This window comes from Pseudarthrobacter sp. NamE2 (genome assembly GCF_005796205.1).
Taxonomy (GTDB): domain Bacteria; phylum Actinomycetota; class Actinomycetes; order Actinomycetales; family Micrococcaceae; genus Arthrobacter.
Genome location: NZ_VAHN01000009.1, coordinates 82,927 through 103,284 on the forward strand (window position 1 = coordinate 82,927; position 20,358 = coordinate 103,284).

Here is a 20,358-nt window from a genome sequence, read left to right on the forward strand (position 1 = left end):
CGGGCCGCACGCAGTGCGCTCGAGGGAATGTAAGTGCAAAGGGCTGCAGGAGGCGGAGGACAAGCACATGGGAACAGCAGAGATAGCGGAAGCAATGACAGCCGCCAGGACCTACCTGGCCGCCCATCCCGACGAGGCAGGTTACCGTGACTCCGCAGCTACCGCCGTCGTGGAGGACGGGCTCCGGATTCGTGTAACCGGCCCCGACGGCGCAACAGTCGTCACCGACATGGTCACCGGTGTGGGCGGAGGCGGATCAGCTCCCTCGCCGGGCTGGCTGTTCCGCGCCGCGTACGCCTCCTGCGTCGCCACACTCATCGCTATGCGTGCCGCGGAGCAGGGGATTGAGCTGACGGGCCTGGAAGTCGACGTGGACAGCGAATCCGATGACCGTGGCATTCTCGGCATCGCCGAGGAGGTTCCCGCCGGCCCGGCCAGCATGCGGGTGACGGTCCGGGTGGGGCCCGGCGTCATGGAAGCAGCGCGGGACATGGTTGAGTGGGGGCTGCGGCATTGCCCGGTGGACGATGCCGTCCGCCGTGCTATTCCCGTGGAGCTGGAAATTCGGACAGCCTGAGCAAAGACAACTCCGCTTCGACCGCTTCGTTAGAGGCGCAGCTCCATGAAAACGCTGTTGGGGTCCATGACGTAGTCGGCAAAAGGCGGGCATTCGGTGAAGCCGTTCCGGGCGTACAGGCGCCGGGCGGGAGCGAAGTAGTCCTCGGTACCGGTCTCGAGGTAGACACGCTCGAGGTTCCGGGTCCGGGCGTCGTCAAGGATGTGCCGGAGCATAAGCGTGGCCACACCGCGTCCCCGCGCCGATGCCGTGGTGCGCATGGACTTGATCTCGCCGTGCCGGGCCGGAGCGGAGGCGGCATCAAGGAGCTTGAGCGCGCCGCACCCCAGCAGGCCGCCGTTCTGGCGGGCGGTCCAGAAGGAGATGGACGGAGCGGACAACGCTGAGTGGTCCAGGGCGTGGACGCTTTCGGCCGGCGATGTGGCGTACATGTCCGCCAGGTGCTCGTTCAGGAGCTGGTGGACATCGGCGCGTGCGGGGTCGTCCCGGGCAATGGAAATCATCGCCACAAATCTACCGGCAACCCGCGGCCACCTCACGCAGAGTCTGTGCAGGGGACTAATCCGTCTCCGGGCCGTCGCAGAAGTGGCAGCCTTCCTCGCAGCCGTCCAGGTTCGAGTCAGGGCGAAACGGGTTCACTGGGCTCCTCCGGCTGATGCGGACGCCAGCTGTCCCGACGCCAGCCCGCCGGACACCAGAGACCAGGACGTCGAGTGCCCCAGCCGGGACGGCATGATGCTTCCCTCCGCCACAAAAAGCGCTTCTGCTTCGTCGCCGCCCGGAGCCCACCAGCCGGTGAGGGGGCAATGTTCGCCTGTTCTCGCCTCCCGGTTTCTCGATGAGCGTGTGTTGCTGAGGAACGGGTGGCGGAGGGTGCGGTTCTTCATCACTTCTTTGTGACTCCGTGAGCTCGTGTGGCAGGGACGCGTGCATCGGCCGGTGTGGGCCATGCCTCCCAGTATGTCGTTCAGCAGGCGTATGCAAAAGCAATGTTTTCTGCACAATACAGATCAGGAAAACTGATGAATAATGCGGGCCATTGTGGTGGCCGCCCCACCGGCGCACCATATTGCTATGAACACGGAATTACCGAAGCCTGTGGAACTGAGCCTTCCCCAGGCCCTCCTGCTCCTGGCGACAAATGACAGGGACGGCAAGCCCGAGGTGCCGGTGTTCGCCCTCAGGACCGCGGTGGCAGGGGCAATCCTGGCCGAGCTGGACATGCTCGGCGCGATCGAACTGCAGGGCAAGCACGTGAGGGCCACCGGGACCACCCCGCAAACCGACCTCGAACACGAGCTGGAAGTGATCCGCGGCAAATCGCGTCCCCACACTCCGCAGCGGTGGGTTTCCATCCTGGAAGGCCATGCTCCGGTGCAGCGCATTTACGAGGGGATGGTGTCCCGGGGCATTGTGGAACGCACCGGCGACAAGCACCTGGGCCTGTTCCGGAGTGTGCGGTACCCGGAGAAGGACCACGCTCCCGAAGCAGCACTCCTCGACAGGATCCGGGCCGTCTTCACTGCCCCACCCGAAACCGGGGTAGCCGATGAGCCGGCTGCGGAGGCCACCGGCGCCGGAACTCCCGCCGCCACCCCCGGCTCCAGCAAACCCAAGGGGCCGGACACCAGGACACTCGCCCTGATCGCCCTGCTGCAGGCAGCCGGGCTGCTCCCCAAGCTTTTCCCGGACGCGGACCGGGTGTGGGCAGATGAGCTGGCCAAGGACTACTGGCCGGCCCGTGCCGTGGAGGACGAACTCCGCCTGACCAGGCTGGGCGAGGAAGAAGCCGCCACGCTGTGAGCGGCCCGCTGCTTAACGGAAGCAAGCAAAACAAGAAGAAAGCGGACGACGACGGGAGGTCCCGCCGTCGTCCTCTTCCGTTGGGGAGCCTTCCGCCCTAAGCCCCTGACGCGGCGCGCGGCAGCGAGTCCAGGGACGGGAGCGTGGTCCCGGTGACCGGCTGCAGCGCGGTCACCGTGGCGTACCCGGCCGCCAGCAGCGCCGCATCGCTGTCCGGATCAGGCTTCTCGGCCGTATCCGCTATTGCCAGCCGAACGTGCTGCTGCCCCCGTTCGGCCAGGGTGGTCTGCACGATGCCGAACCGGGTCAGCGTTGCCGTCCGGTACTCGGGCAGGTCAGGCCCGGCGCTGTTGGGCACGTTCAGGTTCAGCACGCACCCCGGGTCCTGCTCCATCAAAAACGGCAGCAGCCCGGTGGCAAGCTGCGCGGCCGTGTCCCAGTGGAGTGCATCCGGATTGAGGCCGGTATCCAGGGAGACCGCCATTCCGCGGCCGTCATTGACGCCGGCCGTCAGCGCCGCGCCCACCGTGCCGGAATGCAGGATCGCGCGGCCCACGTTCGCGCCGCGGTTCACCCCGGACAGCACGATGTCCGGCGGGGGCCCGAAGGCGCCGTGGGTGGCGATCATGGTGATGAACGCGGGCGCACCGTGGACGGCGAAGGCCTTCACCCCGTCCAGGTCCTCCAGTTCGCGTTCTTCAACCGAAATCCTGCCATCCTCCTCCACCGCGGTGATCGAGGAACTGCTGCCGCTGGCCTCGGAGGCCGGCGCCGCCACCACAACATCCAAGCCCGCGCGGACTGCCGCGGCAGCCAAGGCGTGCAGGCCGGGGGAGGCGATGCCGTCGTCATTGGTGATCAAAACACGCGTGCGCTGGTTCATGATGTCCTCAGCTTCCGTGCCAGCTCATCCGGGCTGACCTGCTGCGCAGGTTCGGTCCCGCTGGTGTCCAGGGGAACGATCTTGACGAGCTTGGCCACCTCATGGATGACTGATGCCTCGCCGGAACCCAGACCGTGGCGCGTCACGTTGTGCGCGCCGGCGGCCGTGCCCATGACGACGGCGTCGTGCAGGGTGCCGCCCTCGGCCAGGACCGCGGCAACCCCGGCGGTGAGGGAATCACCGGCGCCGCTGGTTTCCACCGTCTCGAACTGCGGGACGTGGATTTCGCTGACCTCGCCATCGTGCAGGAGCAGGGAGGGCTCGTGGGCGCGGGTGATGATCACCGTTTCCGCGCCCTCCCTGTTGAGGGCGTGCATCGCATCAACCAGCTGGCCGGTTTCGGATTCTTTGGCACGGCCGCTCTCGACAACTTCGGAGTCGGACATCTTCACCACGGTCGGCTTGCCCTCCAGGATGCCCTTCAGCCGCTCGCCGGCCAGGTCCGCGATGACGGTGCAGCCGGCGGTGCGCAGGTCCGCGGTCAGCCGGCGGTACGTGTCTGGCGGGACCGCATCCTCCCGGCCGGTGCCGCTGAGGATCACGGTGCGTGCCTTCATGCCTGCCTGCAGGGTCAGCCCGTAGAGCTCGTCCAGCTCGTGCCGGGTGAGCCGGTGGCCGGCCGATTCCGCCACCACGTCCCGCTCGCCGCTGCGCCGGTCGTGGATATAGGCACCGCTGCTCCCTTCGCCCGCAACGGACAACAACATCACGCCCTCATCCTCGATCAGATGCTGCAGCACACTTCCGGTTTCACCGGAGAACACGGCGCACATTGTCACTTCCGCGCCGAGCGTTTTCAGCATACGCGCCTGCCACACGCCCTGGCCCCCGGCGTGAAGGTGGATGTCGGCGGTGCCTTCCACGTCCTCTACCGTGACGGTCAGGACCGGGGACGGGGCAAAAATCACTACGGAGCCCATGCTTCCCCCGTCCCCTTCGGCGCAACAACTGGATTCGTGGCCATGGTTACCTCTTCCCACCGGAATCCTCCGGCCGTCGTTTCGGACAGGTCACTCCAATATACTAAGCACGCTTAGCATGCGGGGCATTGGGGGGGGCAGAAGAGGGCAGGGCGTTTATTGGCGGCGCTATCCCGGGCTTTTGTCGATGACGCAGAACCGGTTGCCGTCCGGGTCTTCCAGGACGATGAAGTCCGGGTCCTCCGGATACAGGTCCCAGTCCACGTGCCGGGCGCCGAGCGAGACGAGCCGCTCCACCTCCGCGGCCTGGTCATCCGCATACAGGTCCAGGTGGATGCGCGGATGGTCCTGCGTCGGCGTCTCGCTCAGCATGAGGGACAACTGGGCTCCGGATCCCGACGCCGACACCAGGGTCACCCACGTCTCGTCGCCGGGTTCCCGCGGGACGTAGCCCAGGGCGGCGTGCCAGAACTCGGTGGCGCGGGCGACGTGGTTGACGCCGAGGACGATGGTTCCGATGGTCAGCATCCGCCCAGCCTAGACCGGGCCGGCAGCCGCGAAAAGGGGCGGGCGGGGAAGGCTAGACTCGCCTGCATGGGGGACAACAACACACCTGAGGAACACCAACCTTCCAGGCGCACCCGGGCCCGCGCCGCCGTCGTGCCTTTGCTGGGTATCGTCGCGGTGCTGGTCGGGGGCCTGATTGCATGGACCAAAAGCCATGAAATCAGCTTTGGCTGGTTCGCCTACGCACCGCTGAGCAACCAGCCCTTTTCCGGCACAGGCCTGGTGTTCCTGAGCCCGGGAACCCAGACCGGCCTGGCCATCGCCGTCGCCGGACTGCTGGTCCTGGCGTTCTGGGCGGGCCTGTCGATTGGACGCAGAAGCAACAAGCGCACTCAGTAAAGCGCTCACGGGCCGCGGGCGCCCAAAAACGAAAGCGGACGACGGCGGGAGGCCCCGCCGTCGTCCGCTTTCCTTTGGTGCCAAAAGGTGAAGGTGTGGCTAGTTCCAGAGCCCCAGGGCGAACTCCGCGATCACCGTGGAGAGCAGGAAGGACGCCGTGATGGCCACCAGGCCCACGGGAATGATCTTCCAGCCGATGTTCTTCAGCAGCGGGATGTCCTTGCCCAGCGACAGGCCTGCCAGGGTCAGCATCACCGTGGCGATGGACAGGAAATCCACGGTCTTGACAGCTGCGTTCAGCGGCTCGGCGCCGAAGAACCAGGGGCTGGAGATGTACGCGCCGATGGTGGTGACGAAGACGATCGCCGAGATCTTGCGGGTGGCCTTGGCCAGCGCGATGCTGACCAGCACCAGCGCCAGCATGACGGCGTACCCGGCCACGATGGAAAGGCTGAAGCCCTTCGCCGCCACCGACGCCGTGCCGATGCCCAGCACCGTGAGGACTGACAGCGAGAGCCATAGCGGCAGCCTGATGGCTGCGGAGGATTCGGCGACGCGCTCGCGAAACAGCCGGTTCTCCTCGGCCTGCGCTGCGTCACGGTCCAGGTCGGCAGCCGTTCGGGCAGGGGCGCCGGTGGTGACGGCGGCATTTTCGCGGGCCGTCTGCTTGCGGGTAAGGGCCCTGTAGAACTTGTCCGCCAGCGGCAGGGCGATGTAGATGCCCACGTAGACGCCAAGGACCGTGGTGATCAGGTTGGAGACGGCGGCCATGCCCAGGATCGCTTCTTCGTCGCCGGGGTAGGCGGCGACGATGCTGGCGGCGGAGGCGGCCATCATGGAACCCGAGCCCACGCCGGCGCCCATGGCCAGGGCCAGCGGATCGAAGATCTTCCAGTTGGCCACCAAGGAGGTCAGGAGCGTGATGAACACGGCGCCGAACAGCGTGCCGAACACGTACATGGCCAGGACGCCGCGGTACTGGTCCGAATCCGGCCCGTACTTCTCGGACACCATGGCGAAGGACGGCTCACGGTCCAGCGAGAACGTGGCGCCAACGGTCGCCTTGCCCATCCGCAGCAGCACGGCCAGGGGCAGCGCCAGCGCGATGGTGCCCAGCAGGTGCCCCACCTCCTGCAGGAGCAGCGCAGGGCCGGCCTTGAGCAGGGTGGGCAGGCTGGGTCCGATGTTGAAGGCCAGCCGCGCCACCAGGAGCAGGACGGCCACGCCCACCAGGGCGGCGGCAACGCGCTGCAGGTCAAGGCCCAGGGGCTTGAACTTCTGGACGGACACCAGCAGGCCCAGGATCAGGCCCCACACCATGGGGAAGATGATGATGGCGCCGATGCCCAGATCGATTTTCGCCTGCCCAATGAACTGGACGGCGACGGCGATCACCAGCGCCAGCGCGGCGATGGGGATTGTCAGCCTGGGGCCGGCCTTCTCAACCGGAGCTGCTTTGGTGGTGCTCATGAGGTGCCTTCCTGGGTGAAAGTACGACGGCGGTACGCCGCGCTGATGAAGCGGTCCCGCTCAGCGGGGGTCGAGGCAGCCGCGGCAACGGTCCAGGCCAGCGCGGCGGCTGCCTCGAACATCACGGCGTAGGCCTCCGGGGTGTCGGCAAGCGCTGCGAATGCATGCGAATGGATGGGGACGTCCGCACCCGGAATGCTGAGCCAGGGGTGCAGGGAGGGGATGACTTGGGAGATGTTGCCCATGTCCGTGGAGCCGCCGCCCAGTCCGGCGGAGGGTGATGTGTCTTTGCCGAACGCGTCCATGGCCTCGGTCCAGTGCGCGGCCAAGGCGTCGTCCTGCAGGAGCGGTTCGTAGAGTGGTTCGGCTTCCTCGATCACCAGTGTGGTGCCGGTGGCCAGGGCGGCGCCCTCGAAGCAGCGGCGGACCCGCTCCAGCAGGGCCTGGTACTCGGGCAGCGTGAAGGCCCGGCATTCGAACTCGACCACCGCCTTCTCCGGAATGATGTTGGTGACGTGCCCTGCCTCGGCCACGTAGCAGGCAATCCGGTGGTCGCCCGGGATCTGCTGGCGGAGCAGGCCGATGGCCACCTGGCTGAGCACCGCGGCGTCCGCGGCGTTCACGCCCTGGTGCGGGGCCGCTGCAGCATGCGCCGCCTTGCCGGTGAACGTCGCCTTGTACCGGCCCACGGCCTGGGCGCTGGTGCCCGCGGGGTTGTAGGTGATGCCGTCCTGGACGGGGTGGACCATCAGGGCCAGCCCGACGCCGTCGAAAGCTCCCCGCTCCAGCATCAGCGCCTTGCCGCCGCCGTGCTCCTCCGCCGGCGTGCCGATGGCCTTGAGCGTGATGCCCAGCTCGTCCGCCAGTGGCCGCAGCGCAAGCGCGGCAGCCACGGAGGCGCCGGCGATCAGGTTGTGCCCGCAGGCGTGCCCGATCTCCGGCAGCGCGTCGTACTCCACGCACAGCGCCACGGTCAGTTCGCCAGAGCCGGCGCTCGCCGTAAAGGCCGTGGGCAGCCCGCTGGTGCCGCGTTCCACCTCGAAGCCACCTTCCTGGAGCAGGGTGGCGACGGCCTCGGCGGAGCGCACCTCCTCGAACGAGATTTCCTTGAAGCCGTGGATGGCCTTGGACAGCGCCGTAACCTGGGGCTTCCAGTGCTCGACGCCGTCAGCCAGGGCGCTGCGGAGGGCCGCCAGCGCCGGGGTTGTGTTTGTCAGTTCCATGCTGTCTCTCTTCTCCCCGGCCTAGTAGGACAACGACGGGAACGGGGCGCCGGCCGCGTGGGTGGGCACCCAGATGGCCTTGGTCTGCGTGTACTCGTCCAGCACCCCCGGGCCGGAGGAGCGGCCGTGGCCGGAATCCCCGAAGCCGCCGAACGGGACCGCCACGTGGATGGTCTTGTAGGAGTTGATCCAGAACGTGCCGGCCTTCACTTCCCGGGCCACGTGGTGGGCACGGGACACCTCCGAGGTCCAGACGGCGCCGGCCAGGCCGAAGTTGGTGTTGTTGGCGCGGGCGATGGCCTCGGCTTCCGTGTCGAACGCGTCCGCGCCCACTACCGGGCCGAACACCTCGGTGGTTTCCAGGCGGTTCGCCGGGGTGACGCCGTCCAGGAGGGTTGGCATGACCCAGTGCCCGCCGGCCAGCGCCGTGCCGGCCAGTGACTCCGGCAACGCGGACTGCGTGACCCGGCGGCCGCCGTCGTCCATTCCCGCCTCGATGAGCGTGTTCACGGTGGCGAACTGCTGTGCGGTGATGATGGGGCCCACTTCGGTGTCCGCGCTGAGCGGGTCGCCCACCCGGAGCCGGGCGGCCTTTGCCGCGACCATTTCGACGAACTCCGCGTGCACGCTCCGTTCCACCAGGAGGCGCGACCCTGCCACGCAGGACTGGCCGGCGCCGGAGAAAATTGCCGCGATGGCGCCGTCGGCGGCGCGGTCCAGGTCCGCGTCCGCGAACACGATGTTCGCGCTCTTGCCGCCGAGCTCCAGCAGTGCCGGGATCCCGGCCTGGGCGGCGGCCACCGCCACGCGGCGGCCGGTGGGGACGGACCCGATGAAGCTGACCTTGCCCACCCGCCGGTCCGTGGTGAGGGTGGCGCCCACCGTCTGGCCCAGCCCCGCGGCCACGTTGAAGACGCCGGCCGGCAGGCCCGCCTCGTGGGCGATCTGGGCGAGCCGGACGGAGGAGGCCGGGGTGAATTCGCTGGGCTTGATGATCACGGCATTGCCGGCGGCCAGGGGTGCGGCGGAGTTCCAGCCGGCCGTGAACATTGGTGCGTTCCAGGGGGTGATCGCGACGACGACACCCCACGGCACGCGCTCGGTGTAGGTGTGCCAGGCGCCCGGGACGGGAATGGTCTGCCCCGTCAGCTTGTCCGCCCAGCCGGCGTAGTAGCCGAACATTTCCGCCACCTTGGCTGCTTCAGCGCGGGCGTCGCGGATGGGCTTGCCGGTGGTGGCAGACTCGAGGATGGCCAGTTCTTCGGCATGCTGTTCCACCGCGCGGCTGACGTTGCGCAGGACCGCCGCCCGTTCGAAGCCGTTCATCGCTCCCCAATTTGCGGCGCCCGCCGTCGAGCTTTCCAGGATGGCGCCGGCACCCTCGGCGCCGGCGTCGGCGTAGGTGGCGAAGGGCTCGCCGGTGGCGGCTGCGGTAAGGGTGATGGTTTCGCCGGTGCCGGTGATGGTGCGGCCGTCAAGGAAGCTGCCCAGGCCGGACGGAAAGGCGGCGGCCAGGACTGCCTTGGCGGTGGCCGCGGAGGATGAGGTAGGTGCTGTGGTGATGCTCAATCTGGTGTTCCTTCAGGAATGGTCAGGCGACGGGTGAGGTGGGAGCGCCGGCCGGCGTGATGGCGGGGGCGACGGTGCGGGCAATCTCGGTGAAGTCAGCCGCCGGTCCGAGGGCGGCCAGGGCGTCCTGCCACTGGTTCGCCGCTGCCGCCAGGAGCGCCGGGTGTTCCCCGATCCGGGCGGCCACGTCCACGGCGAGGGCAGCGTCACGCGCCATCAGACCCATCGAGAAGCCGGAATCGTGGCTGCCGGTGAGCACCCAGTTGGGGTACATGGCTGCCGAGACCTTGCTGCCGCCGGAGGCCTCGCTGATGCTGGCTGCTGCCTTGGCCGGGTCGATGCCGTAGGCCTTGGCGACGCCGAGGGCCTCGCCGACCGAGACCAGGTTTGCCGCCGCCAGGACGTTGTTGAGGAGCTTGACCACGTTGCCGCTGCCGGGGCCGCCGATGTGGCTGTACTTGCCGCCGGTCAGGGCCAACAGGACGGGCTCGGCAGCAGCGAGCGCCTCGTCGGTGGCGCCGACAAAGGCGCTGAGCGAACCGGTGGCTGCGCCGTCACGGCCGCCCGAAACCGGTGCGTCCACGAACGCTGCCCCCTGTGCCTGTGCGAGCTCCGCCATGGCCTTGCTGGTTCCCGGTTCCGAGGTGGTGGTGTCGATGATGGCCACCGTGCCGGGCGTGCCGAGCAGCCGGGGCACGGTGGTTTCCACGATGCCCGCTGCCGGCAGGGAGAGGACGGCGTAGGGTGATCCGGCCACGTCCGCGAGGTCGGCGGTGGTCTTGATGCCGGCCTTTTCTGCGGCCGTCCGGGCTGCCTCTGACGGGTCGAAGCCGGTGACCTCCCAGCCGGCCCTGTGCAGGGTGGCGGCCATTGCTCCGCCCATGGCGCCGAGGCCGATCACGGCTACGCGGCGGTCGATCTTGTCATTCATGAAGTACTCCGTTGGTGTGCTGGGGGTGTTGGCGGTCAGTCGAGGTAGATGTCCAGGTCTTTCCAGAGCTGCTGGGTGCGGCGGATGGCGGCGCGGCTGCGCTCTGGGTGCGCTGCTTCCATGCCCGCCAGCAGCCCGTAGACCAGGGAGTTCGCGGCTGTCACGGACTGGAAGAAGGAGATGCCTTCGGAGGCGACCACCAGGAGGTGGTCGGCGACGGCTGCCAGGCGGCCGCGGCGCATGTCGCTGATGGCGATCACCGTTGCCCCTGCCTGTTTGGCGGCTTCTGCCGCCACGATGATCTGACGGACCGAGCGCCACATGTTGATGACAACCAGGACATCCCCGGGCCCCAGGCTGTTGGTGCTGGAGGCGAGATGCACCCCGCCCCGGTTCTCCAGGCTGATGGGGTATCCCATGGTGGAGCCCAGGTGTGCCATCACGCTGGCCGGACCGGCGAAGGATCCGATCCCCACAACGGTGATTGACCTGGCGGCAGCCATCGCCGCGATTGCAGCTTCTGCGTCGCCGGCCGTGTTGGATTCCAGTGTCAGGCGCAGGTTGTCGATGTCGTGGTTCAGGGCATCGTGGAGCGGGCTCCGGTGTTCCCCGTGTTCGGTCAGCGTGTCCTCGGTGGAGATCATCACCAGGTACTTCGACCGCAGTTCCCGCTGCAGGTCCGGCCAGCCGCGGTAGCCCAGATGCTGGGCCGCGCGGACCACCGTGGAGCTGTTGACGTCAGCGCGCTTGGCGATTTCCGCGATGTCCGCGTAGGAGGAGAGCTGCGGGTTCCGGGCGATGACCTCCACAACCCGGCTCTGCGCCTTTGTCAGCGGGACGTCCGGCAAGGAGTCGCCTAGCCAGGCCATGGACGAATCCCAGGCAGAGTCCTGCCCTGGGGATTCGGCTTCAACCTCGGCAGCGTTCGTGTTCACAGGGATGCCCGTTCTGTAACGCAGATCACTCTGCAAGTTGAATTGCATTAAATGTACTCTGCAATTTCTCTTGCTGCTAGCGCTTTTCGTTTCCGGGATGTAAATCCTCGTTGTGCAGCCCGGCCGGCAGCGGGACCATGGTGGTATGGACGTTGAATTCCATGGCCGCCGGGAGCTGAACCTGCCCCAAGCGTTCCTCCTTTTGGCAACGAATGACGAGGACGGCGGACCGGAAGTGCCGCAGCCCGTCCTGCAGGCCGGCGTTGCAGGAGCCATCCTGGCCGAGCTGGAACTGCTGGGCGCCGTCGAGCTGCAGGGCAAGAACGTGCAGGCCACCGGCGCCGCTCCGGAATCGGACTTCGGGCACCAACTTGATGCAATCCGGCACAAGTCCAGGCCCCACACCCCCAAGCGGTGGGTCTCCATATTCGAGAGCCGGGCCGAGGTGCGCCGCATCTACGAGGGAATGGTTGCGCAGGAAATCGTTGAGCATGTGGGGGAGAAGCACCTGGGCCTGTTCACCGCCGTGCGGTACCCGGAAAAGGACCATGCGCCGGAGGCGGCGCTCAGGAAGCGGATTGAGGGCGCGTTGTCCGGGGAGGCCCCGGATGCCAGAATTGCCGCACTAATTTCCTTGCTCCATGCCGCGGGGCTGCTGCGAAAGCTGTTTCCGGAGGCCGACGAAAGCCTGGCCCGGGAGATGGCCGCCAACCACTGGCCTTCACACGCCGTGGCCGATGAGCTCCGAATGATCCGGCTGGCGGAGGCGGAGGCGGCAACCTAGCCACAAGTCTGGGAGGCGCACGGCGGCGGGAGGTCCCGCCGTCGTGCGCCTACAGTGGATATGTGCGGGCCTGAAACGGCAGGTAACAACCTGGACCAGTGCGCTGGCCGTGTTGGGCGCATGGCCCACCCGGGCAATACCAATGGTCCAGGTGGCCCGCGCCCTTGTTTGCCAGTCCGGCGGAGGGGGTAACGGGAAGGTATGACTGATTCAGCCGATGCCACAGGCCTCCCTTCCGACGGCGACATGACCTCGGGGGGCGGACCCGCCGAGACCGTGGACAGTATTGCCGATGAAATCCGCGGCGAGATCCTCCTGGGCCACGTCCAGGACGACGTCAGCCACGTCCTCGAGGAACGCCTCGAGGAAGAAAGCATTGACATGCGTCCCGAGGATGTTGACGAGCTCGCAGAGGAGATTGAGAAGGACGCCTCGAGCTGAGCCGCCAGGCTCGATCCAGCCTTCCCGCGGACCCTGCGGGGTGGGACGATGTGACTATGCAAGAAAGCAAAGGCGGCAACCCGCACGATCCAGGCCCGCATCTGCATGCACACTCGGCGATTACCACCGGGCAGATGCGCACGATTGGCCAGCGCCGCCGCGAGGCGGAGGAAAAGCTGGACCAGCACCTCCAGGAAGCCCACAACCGGAGCCATCCGGACGACGGGGATCCCGGGCAGGACAACAATCCACAGTAAAGCGAACGACGGCGGGACGCACCCGCCGTCGTTCGTTTTAGTTAAGCGGCGGTGCCCTTAGCCCGTTTCCGGCCTACTCGTAGAAACGGCCGTCCGCTGGCCGCGGGCACCTGGGCAGAGAATGCCACGATTCCAGCAGGTGTAGCTTCTCCTGCAACCCTCAACCATTTCACGCAACGTATGGGCACCTTGTCGATGCCTGCAGTGCGGTTCCTGCGCCAAAGTTCCGACTGGCGTGCTACCGCGCAATCCCCTTTGCAAATACCGTTGACTGTGCCCTGCGTCACCCTTACTGTTGAATGCAACAGCGTTGCAGTAAAAGCAACGCAAGGACATTGGTGGAAACATGAATCACGAAACACCCTCTCCCGCCTTTGCGGGCCCAGGCGTGGAACAGCATGGCACCCATGACAAGACCCGCGCCGGCCGCACAACGATGAACGGCCACACTTCCGTCCCTGCCGGCAATGGAGCCGACAAGGACACGCGCCGCAGGGTGATTGCGGCGAGCTTCATCGGCAACTTCGTGGAATGGTTTGATTACGCCGTCTACGGCTACCTTGCCGTCACGATTGCCACCGTCTTTTTCCCGGAATCCGATCCGCAGACCGGTCTACTGCTGACATTCGCGCTCTTCGCCATCTCATTCCTGGTGCGGCCGCTCGGCGGATTCATCTGGGGCCACATCGGCGACAAAGTGGGGCGGCGGACAGCGCTCTCGCTCTCGATCCTCATCATGTCCGCAGCAACGTTCTGCATAGCGCTTATCCCCGGCTACGACACGATCGGCATCTGGGCCCCCGTCCTGCTCCTGATGATCAGGGTGGTTCAGGGCTTCTCCGCCTCAGGTGAGTATGCGGGAGCCTCCGCGTTCCTGGTGGAATACGCACCCGGCAACCGGCGGGGCCTGTACGCCGCCGTGGTCCCGGCGAGCACCGCCGCCGGCCTCCTCCTCGGTTCCCTGATCGCCGCACTTCTGACGGGCCTGCTCAGTCCGGAAGCGCTGCACAGCTGGGGTTGGCGGCTGCCATTCCTGCTGGCCGCGCCCATGGGTTTGATCGGCAGGTACATTCGGACCAAGCTCGAAGACACTCCGGTGTTCCGGGAACTGGAAGCCGAGGACCACGCGGACAAGGCGCCAGTCTCCAGCCTCTTCCGGAACCACTGGCGGCAACTGCTCCAGGCCGTCGGAGCCGTGCTGCTCAACGCCGTCGGCTTCTATGTGATCCTCAGCTACATGCCCACGTACCTCTCCTCGGAGCTGGGCCTGGGCGAAACGGAATCATTCCTCGCCACAACCGTTGCCTTGACCACCTACATCGGGTTCATTTTCCTGACCGGGATGCTTTCGGACCGGTACGGCCGGAAGAAGGTCCTGATCGCTGCTTCCGTGAGCTTCATCCTGTTGACAGTGCCCGCCTTCGCACTCCTGGGAACCGGAAACTTCCTGGTCATCGTCCTGGTCCAGATCCTTCTAGGCGCCATGCTCACGCTTAATGACGGGACGCTCCCCAGTTTCCTTGCAGAAATGTTTCCCACCAGGGTCCGCTACAGCGGCTTCGCCGTGAGCTTCAACCTGTCTAACGCACTGTTCGGCGGGACCGCACCGTTCGTGGCAACCCTTCTCATTGGAATCACAGCCAACAACCTGGCACCGGCCTGGTACCTCGCGCTTGCCGCCCTGGTTTCCCTTGTTGCCGTGTCCCTTTCCAGGGAGACCTGCAAGGAACCACTGCGCCACGACTAGCACTGACTTCCTTCCCCACAAACCGTACTAACGAAAGGCACCACCCATGACCACCACAGTCGAAACCGCCTCCTCCATCGCCGAACTCGAACGGCTGAAGGTCCTGCACAACGGCAAGAAGGAGAAGCTGACCTTCTCCGACGCGGAATTCGATCGCCGGCTCGGCGGCCTCCGCAAGATCATGGCCGCCAAGGACCTGGACGCGGTCATCCTGACCAGCTACCACGGCATCAAGTACTACTCCGATTTCCTGTACACCACGTTCGGCCGCAACTACGCCCTGGTCGTCACCGCCGACGACTCGGTCACCATCACTGCGAACATCGACGCCGGCATGCCCTGGCGCACCTCCTACGGTGAGAACATCGTGTACACGGACTGGCGCCGTGACAACTTCTACTTCGGCCTGCAGGAGGCGCTGCGACAGCGCGGCGTCAAGGCCGCCCGGCTCGGCGTCGAGGACGATTTCCTTCCGGGCCTGACCCGCGAGAAGATCGCCGCCGCCTTCCCGGGCGCCGAACTCCTCGACGTCTCCCAGGACGCCATGCGGCAGCGCATGATCAAATCGGCCGAGGAAATCGAGGTTATCAAGCAGGGCGCCCGCATCGGCGACCTTGGCGGCGAGGCGATCCGGGCCGCGATTCGCGAGGGCATCACCGAATACGAGGTGGCGCTGGCCGGCACGGAGGCGATGGTGCACGAGATCGCCAGGACATTTCCGCACCGGGAGGTCCGTGACACCTGGGTGTGGTTCCAGTCCGGCATCAACACCGACGGCGCCCACAACTGGGCCACCACCCGCAAGCTGCAGCAGGGCGACATCCTCTCGCTCAACTGCTTCCCGATGACCTCCGGCTACTACACCGCTTTGGAGCGCACCCTCTTCCTGGGCCAGCCGGACGAGCGCTCGCTGGAACTGTGGAACATCAACGTCGAGGTCCACAAGCGCGGCCTGGAGCTCATCAAGCCGGGGGCGGTCTGCAAGGACATCGCAGCGGAACTGAACGAGATCTACATCAGCCACGGACTGCTGGCCAACCGCACGTTCGGCTACGGCCACTCCTTTGGCGTCCTCAGCCACTATTACGGCCGCGAGGCCGGACTCGAGCTCCGCGAGGACATCGAGACCGTGCTTGAGCCGGGCATGGTGGTTTCCATGGAACCGATGATCACGGTCGCGGACGGCCAGCCGGGTGCCGGCGGGTACCGCGAGCACGACATCCTGGTGATCGGCGAGGACAAGGTGGAGAACATCACCAAGTTCCCGTTCGGCCCCGAGCACAACATCATCGGCGCCTAAGGGACCCAGAGGCAGGAAGCGGCGCCGCGGAATTGAGCACTTCGATCCGTGGCGCCGCTTTCGGCGTCTGCACCGAAGATAGGGAAAGATGATGGCTACCATGACTCCAGCTGCAGACAAAGAGACCAACGGAACCGGCACGAATGGTGCCGCTGACGCGAAGGGCGCCTCCGTCGTCGTCAACGCCATAGCCGTCCTGCGCAGCTTCACTCCGGAAGAACCCCTGCTGGGCGTCACCGAAATCGCCGGCCGGGTGGGCATGCACAAAAGCAGCGTCTCGCGGATCCTTGCCACCCTGGAGCAGGAGAACCTGGTGGAGCGGGACCCGGAAACGCGCCGTTTCCGCCTGGGGCTGGGGCTGATCGCGGTGGCCGGGCCGCTGCTGGCCGAGATGGACGAGCGCCGCGTGGCCTATCCCGTGCTGCGGCAGCTCACCGAGCAGACGGGGGAGACCAGCGCCCTGATGGTGTGGAGCGGCGGCGAAGCCGTGTGCGTGGAGCAGATCGCCAGCCACCATCAGATCAAGCACACCACGCCCCTTGGCGCCCGGTACCGGGACGCGGTCAGCGCCTCCGTGCAGGTGTTCCTGGCGGCCCAGCCCGCCGAACGCGTCCGCGAGCTGTTGCGCAGCGGCTCCATCAGTTTCCCCGGCCTGGATGACGCCGGACTCGAGGCTTACGAGGCAAGGCTCCGGGACGTAAGCAGCCGGGGTTGGGCGGAAAACTACGGCGAATCCTCCATCGACGAGGTGGGGGTTGCCGCGCCCGTCTGTGACCACCGCGGCGACGTGGCCGCCGTCGTGCTTATCTCCGCCCCGCGCTTCCGCGTTTCCCGGGAGCGGCTGGAGACCCTGGGTGAAGCCTGCGTGGCCGCGGCCGCACAGGTGACCACACGCCTCGGCGGCCGGACAGCGACTTGACGCTGCCGGGTCAGGCAAAACAGTGTGGACGTGCCCATAGCTTTATCAGAAGTCTTGAGGCTTGTCTTGGTTAACGAGGTCAAGTGTGTGGTCGAGATTCATCACGAGCGTGGGCATCCCCGCGCCTGCCTTCTTCCTATCAAGCTGGAGGGCGGCCACGAGTTCCGGTTCGGTCTGGGTCGCCATCCATTCTTATGACCTCCAGCACGCCTGCAGGGTCTGGAACGTGCCCCAGTACGCTGACTTGAAACCCCACCGGGTACCTGGCTGGCTAGTGGGATCCAGCCCGGGGGTCTGTTCGCTGTGCCAGTAATTTGGCCGTCCTCAACGTGGACCAGACGCCTTACTGTGTTTCCAACTCGAGCAAGGAACTGAACGAGGTGCTAACCAGGGAATGGCCACATGACATCCTGGCGTCACTGCCGTGATTCAGCAACGGCCGGCCCACCGGCCATGGACGTTCGCCGCGGTCTGCGTGATGGTGACCTCGCTGACCCTTTTGGTGTTCGGCCTGACGCAGGTACCCGTGATTGAGCTAGCACCCGGGTACGTAGCCACCTACATGCTGATCGGGGTCTGTATCTTCGGCCCGACCGGCAAACTCCCGTCACTCCGGCAGGCCATGTCGTTCCTGCTTCCCGGTGCCCTGTTCGTGGTCCTGGCGTTGCTGAACCTGGGTTTCTGGTGTGGCGGCTGGCTGCTCGGGCTTCCGGCCTGGGGGCTGATGCTGAACCGATGGACGTCAGCGAATGCGCTCCGGGCTGTGGACGTGTTGAAATTCCTTGGGCTGCTGGTACTCGGCATTGCTGTGTTCACGTTGAACAGCATCTGGGTGATTTTCAGCCTCGGCCTTTTCCTGCTCCCGGTCATTGTTCTGGTCCGGCTGGCCTACCCCGAGTACCGGGCAAGGCTTCTACAGGCGGCCGTGGAGGTCGTTCTGGCCTTGGCTGCCGTCCTGGTTGCTTTTGCTATTCCCACCCCCGAAGGGTCATGGTCCCCGCCCTGGATGTACGCAGGCGGGGCCGCGACGGCTGGACTCATGATCACATACTGGGCCTGGAAGTCCCCACGCCATTTCCGGCGTTCACAGCACAATAATGGAGCCATCGTCTAGCTCCAGTCTTCTAACAGGGAATGCTCTGAGGCCCTGCCTCAAACCTCAGGTGTCTCGAAACCCTAGGGATTCGAGGCGGGCAGGTTATGAGACACGGGGGTTCAGCTGTTTCGAGAGGATCCCTTGATGGCTAGACGCCGAGTTTTGTCCCCACGCGTCGAGTGGTGGCCAGCTTTGCAGTCCACCGATCCGGCCAGCTTGCCGCGACCCACTCCGCTTGGGGCTGGTGTCCCAGCCCGCCGAGATAAACAACCTCATCTATGGCTGTCTTTTGTCGGGCCGTAACTGCTGACACCACATCAAGCGGTCCGTCCCAACCGTATCCATCAAGAAACGCCCTGATCCTGGCTACCCGGTTCAAGGTTTCATCGAATCCGCGGGTTCGGAGCTCTGTTGGGTCGTCCTCAAACGGCGTGAACCATTCAAGGGCATATGCGACATCGCTGAGCCTGTCACCGGGGCGGGCGACGTCCCAATCGAACAGACCGACGGCAACACCGTCGCGCCACGCAAAGTTCGCAGGCTGCGGGTCGCCATGACAAATCACGTCGCCGGGCGAGAAGGGCACCGCCCACTTCACATCTGCGGGAGGTTCCCAGCCGACTGTTGCATCGTGCACCCTGCGCAGCAGCTGACCCGCAGAACGAACCGACTCGTGACTGAGCTGGTGGTCCCATGCATCCGAGCCGGCCTCGCCGGGGATGAGTGTCACATACTCCAGGCCGGCACGGATGTTAATTGGTTCGGGAACGGGCAATCCCGAACCACGCAAATGCCTGAGCAGGGCGTGCACCGTCGATGTCCATGGCTTCGCCGGTCGCTCAACAGTACTCCGGTTGATTCGGACCTCACGCTTTTGTCCCACCTGAACAGGTTAGCGGTCTCTGCACGCGTACCCGCCTGCACTTTGGTCAACATGAAATGTATCGCCGGGCCAACGACGCAGCATGGTCGGAAGGCACCTTGATCGTTTTAGAGGTGCCTTATGCCTGACACACTGTGAGCATGCTCAAACAGGAAGTCTTGGACGCTGCGCTGGCGCGAGCCGACGCTCTGAGGAGGCGAGATGGTGAGCAGTTACGCCGCTTGCTGCACCCGCAGTTTCGATGGGTTTCACATAAAGGAGACCACTTTGACCGCGACTCGTACCTCAAATCCAACACCGAAGGCCAAAACACGTGGCACGCTCAGATTCTTGAAGAGCCGGAAATCACGATCCTGGGAACCGCGGCCGTGCTTACCTGCACCGTAAAAGACGATGTATCGAACAGTGCCGGGCGAAGGCACTACCGCATGCCGATGACCCAAGTCTGGGTTCACGAGGGAACCTGGAAACTCGTTGCAGGCCACGCCGGCCCGCTTATCGAATCTCCGTAGGGCGACTGCACCGGCCAGAATAACCGGCTCCGTGGCACACGTTTTTAGCTAAGACCAACACCGGCTGCTGCGGATCTAGAATCTGAGCCATGTTGGGGACCGGCAAGATCGAAATCAGCGATGAAGTCATTGTGCTTCGCCCTCTAAACATGGGGGATGCAGGCGACCATCTTGCCGGGGAGGATGCTGACCTGGTGCGTTGGCTGAACGGAGGGCCTGGCACTAAAGAGTCAGTTCTAAGGCACATCGAGCGCGTTGAGAAGATGTGGCAGGACGGCGGACCCGTATTTACTTTCGCGGTCCGGCTCCTGGCCGAAGACATCCTCATCGGAACCATAGACGTCCAACTCTGCCAGGATGCTTACCGCCCTGATCAAGCCAATATTGCCTACGGGCTGTATCCTGCATGGCGCGGACATGGTTTCGCCACCCGGGCAGTTCGCCTCGCCCTGAAGTTCTTGCGGCCCGAGGCCAGTGTCCATTCGGCTCTGATTCGGGCCGACCCGGCGAACGTGTCATCCGCAGCAGTAGCCCTTCGGGCCGGCTTCAGGCTCGTGGAACCTGCTGCCAAAACTCGCGACGGTCACGACTGGTACGAGTTCGTGCTGCGCTAAAAGAGCGACCGGCTGGCCGAATCGGCTGCACTCACGCTGTTCCGAGACGGGCAGGGTGCCCATGAACCGGTCCCTTTGCCAGCCACCACCTAAGCACCGCTTGCGCTCTCCAACTGCCCACGGCGGGAAGCTCCTGGATTCCGTATGACGCGCCCGCAAAAACTTCCGGTATGGGTGCCTAAAACGCTACGCGCCAAATCGTACCGAAACCCTTGGGAAACGAGACGTCTCAACAATTCAACAAGCGAAAAAGCCTCTCACTCGGACCGTCGCAATTTTCGGCGGAATTCGGGACGTGCAATGGCAAGAGTGATTGTCATAACTATGTCATGAAACCAACTGGTCGAATCCGCGTAGCAACTGTTAGTTATGAGACATGTTGGGGCCAGCCCTGATGTTTACTCGCCAGGCGCATTTTCGCACCGGCCAACAGTGCGATCACGGGGTCTCCAGAGGCACGCAACAGGCACCGGCAGGGAGCAACCCACCGCCATGAAAGGACCGCATCACAAAGTCGTCGTAACCCAC

24 protein-coding genes are annotated in these 20,358 nt (G+C 65.5%); 12 read left to right on the plus strand and 12 right to left on the minus strand.

What is annotated here, in order from left to right; all coding sequences use genetic code 11:
• Nucleotides 1-67 precede the first annotated feature (67 nt).
• Complete coding sequence (locus tag FDW83_RS12040) at nt 68-577, plus strand: OsmC family protein (RefSeq protein ID WP_138138325.1); 510 nt, start codon at nt 68-70, stop codon at nt 575-577.
• Between the two features lie 29 nt (nt 578-606).
• On the opposite strand, the gene FDW83_RS12045 is transcribed toward FDW83_RS12040, so the two are convergent.
• On the minus strand, nt 607-1,080 hold the full coding sequence (locus FDW83_RS12045; protein WP_138138326.1) for a GNAT family N-acetyltransferase: 474 nt from the start codon (nt 1,078-1,080) through the stop codon (nt 607-609).
• 132 nt (nt 1,081-1,212) lie between these two features.
• Nucleotides 1,213-1,464, minus strand: coding sequence for a hypothetical protein (locus FDW83_RS12050; protein WP_138138327.1), 252 nt, complete (start codon nt 1,462-1,464; stop codon nt 1,213-1,215).
• Between the two features lie 187 nt (nt 1,465-1,651).
• On the opposite strand from FDW83_RS12050, the gene FDW83_RS12055 reads away from it, so the two are divergent.
• Entirely contained in the window at nt 1,652-2,380 is a 729-nt protein-coding gene (locus FDW83_RS12055; protein ID WP_138138328.1) for a GPP34 family phosphoprotein, read from the plus strand.
• A gap of 97 nt (nt 2,381-2,477) precedes the next feature.
• Here FDW83_RS12055 and surE read toward each other — a convergent pair whose 3' ends face one another.
• From surE to FDW83_RS12070, 3 genes are all read right to left on the minus strand, one after another.
• The gene (surE, locus tag FDW83_RS12060; RefSeq protein WP_138138329.1) at nt 2,478-3,263 is read right to left on the minus strand and encodes a 5'/3'-nucleotidase SurE; all 786 of its coding nucleotides are present in this window, start codon (nt 3,261-3,263) and stop codon (nt 2,478-2,480) included.
• A complete protein-coding gene (locus FDW83_RS12065) occupies nt 3,260-4,243 on the minus strand; it encodes a 1-phosphofructokinase family hexose kinase (RefSeq protein ID WP_138138330.1) in 984 nt (327 codons plus the stop codon). Before FDW83_RS12065 ends, surE begins: the two co-directional genes overlap by 4 nt.
• Before the next feature lie 168 nt (nt 4,244-4,411).
• Nucleotides 4,412-4,771, minus strand: a complete 360-nt coding sequence (locus FDW83_RS12070) for a VOC family protein (RefSeq protein WP_138138331.1) — start codon at nt 4,769-4,771, stop codon at nt 4,412-4,414.
• 66 nt (nt 4,772-4,837) lie between these two features.
• On the opposite strand from FDW83_RS12070, the gene FDW83_RS12075 reads away from it, so the two are divergent.
• The gene (locus FDW83_RS12075; protein ID WP_138138332.1) at nt 4,838-5,149 is read left to right on the plus strand and encodes a hypothetical protein; all 312 of its coding nucleotides are present in this window, start codon (nt 4,838-4,840) and stop codon (nt 5,147-5,149) included.
• A gap of 99 nt (nt 5,150-5,248) precedes the next feature.
• Here FDW83_RS12075 and FDW83_RS12080 read toward each other — a convergent pair whose 3' ends face one another.
• From FDW83_RS12080 to FDW83_RS12100, 5 genes are read right to left on the minus strand one after another with little or no spacing between them, the layout of a single operon-like run.
• Complete coding sequence (locus FDW83_RS12080) at nt 5,249-6,619, minus strand: DUF3100 domain-containing protein (protein ID WP_138138333.1); 1,371 nt, start codon at nt 6,617-6,619, stop codon at nt 5,249-5,251.
• A complete protein-coding gene (locus FDW83_RS12085) occupies nt 6,616-7,842 on the minus strand; it encodes an amidohydrolase (RefSeq protein ID WP_138138334.1) in 1,227 nt (408 codons plus the stop codon). Before FDW83_RS12085 ends, FDW83_RS12080 begins: the two co-directional genes overlap by 4 nt.
• A 21-nt stretch (nt 7,843-7,863) precedes the next feature.
• Nucleotides 7,864-9,411 (minus strand): aldehyde dehydrogenase, encoded by a 1,548-nt coding sequence (locus FDW83_RS12090; RefSeq protein ID WP_138138335.1) that lies wholly within the window; start codon nt 9,409-9,411, stop codon nt 7,864-7,866.
• Nucleotides 9,412-9,433: 22 nt separating this feature from the next.
• Nucleotides 9,434-10,342, minus strand: coding sequence for an NAD(P)-dependent oxidoreductase (locus FDW83_RS12095; RefSeq protein WP_138138336.1), 909 nt, complete (start codon nt 10,340-10,342; stop codon nt 9,434-9,436).
• Between the two features lie 35 nt (nt 10,343-10,377).
• Entirely contained in the window at nt 10,378-11,277 is a 900-nt protein-coding gene (locus FDW83_RS12100) for a MurR/RpiR family transcriptional regulator (RefSeq protein WP_138138337.1), read from the minus strand.
• 145 nt (nt 11,278-11,422) lie between these two features.
• On the opposite strand from FDW83_RS12100, the gene FDW83_RS12105 reads away from it, so the two are divergent.
• The 6 genes from FDW83_RS12105 to FDW83_RS12130 all read left to right on the plus strand — a co-directional run bounded on the left by FDW83_RS12105 (nt 11,423) and on the right by FDW83_RS12130 (nt 16,725).
• Nucleotides 11,423-12,061, plus strand: a complete 639-nt coding sequence (locus FDW83_RS12105; RefSeq protein ID WP_138138338.1) for a GPP34 family phosphoprotein — start codon at nt 11,423-11,425, stop codon at nt 12,059-12,061.
• A 201-nt stretch (nt 12,062-12,262) separates the two neighbouring features.
• Nucleotides 12,263-12,502, plus strand: coding sequence for a hypothetical protein (locus tag FDW83_RS12110; protein ID WP_240720968.1), 240 nt, complete (start codon nt 12,263-12,265; stop codon nt 12,500-12,502).
• A 56-nt stretch (nt 12,503-12,558) separates the two neighbouring features.
• Nucleotides 12,559-12,759, plus strand: coding sequence for a hypothetical protein (locus FDW83_RS12115; RefSeq protein WP_138138339.1), 201 nt, complete (start codon nt 12,559-12,561; stop codon nt 12,757-12,759).
• Between the two features lie 436 nt (nt 12,760-13,195).
• Nucleotides 13,196-14,506, plus strand: a complete 1,311-nt coding sequence (locus FDW83_RS12120; RefSeq protein ID WP_138138428.1) for an MFS transporter — start codon at nt 13,196-13,198, stop codon at nt 14,504-14,506.
• Between the two features lie 46 nt (nt 14,507-14,552).
• Nucleotides 14,553-15,806: a M24 family metallopeptidase gene (locus tag FDW83_RS12125; RefSeq protein WP_138138340.1), complete on the plus strand. Its 1,254-nt coding sequence runs from the start codon at nt 14,553-14,555 to the stop codon at nt 15,804-15,806.
• A 100-nt stretch (nt 15,807-15,906) separates the two neighbouring features.
• Entirely contained in the window at nt 15,907-16,725 is an 819-nt protein-coding gene (locus FDW83_RS12130; RefSeq protein ID WP_240720969.1) for an IclR family transcriptional regulator, read from the plus strand.
• Between the two features lie 45 nt (nt 16,726-16,770).
• Here the strand turns inward: FDW83_RS12130 and FDW83_RS19185 are convergent, their stop codons facing one another.
• The gene (locus FDW83_RS19185) at nt 16,771-16,911 is read right to left on the minus strand and encodes a hypothetical protein (RefSeq protein ID WP_171027546.1); all 141 of its coding nucleotides are present in this window, start codon (nt 16,909-16,911) and stop codon (nt 16,771-16,773) included.
• 238 nt (nt 16,912-17,149) lie between these two features.
• On the opposite strand from FDW83_RS19185, the gene FDW83_RS12135 reads away from it, so the two are divergent.
• Nucleotides 17,150-17,839: a hypothetical protein gene (locus tag FDW83_RS12135; RefSeq protein ID WP_138138342.1), complete on the plus strand. Its 690-nt coding sequence runs from the start codon at nt 17,150-17,152 to the stop codon at nt 17,837-17,839.
• A gap of 130 nt (nt 17,840-17,969) precedes the next feature.
• On the opposite strand, the gene FDW83_RS12140 is transcribed toward FDW83_RS12135, so the two are convergent.
• Nucleotides 17,970-18,632, minus strand: coding sequence for a phosphotransferase (locus FDW83_RS12140; protein ID WP_171027547.1), 663 nt, complete (start codon nt 18,630-18,632; stop codon nt 17,970-17,972).
• A gap of 212 nt (nt 18,633-18,844) precedes the next feature.
• On the opposite strand from FDW83_RS12140, the gene FDW83_RS12145 reads away from it, so the two are divergent.
• The gene (locus tag FDW83_RS12145; protein ID WP_138138344.1) at nt 18,845-19,216 is read left to right on the plus strand and encodes a nuclear transport factor 2 family protein; all 372 of its coding nucleotides are present in this window, start codon (nt 18,845-18,847) and stop codon (nt 19,214-19,216) included.
• 89 nt (nt 19,217-19,305) lie between these two features.
• Nucleotides 19,306-19,830, plus strand: a complete 525-nt coding sequence (locus FDW83_RS12150) for a GNAT family N-acetyltransferase (protein WP_138138345.1) — start codon at nt 19,306-19,308, stop codon at nt 19,828-19,830.
• Nucleotides 19,831-20,358: the final 528 nt, after the last annotated feature.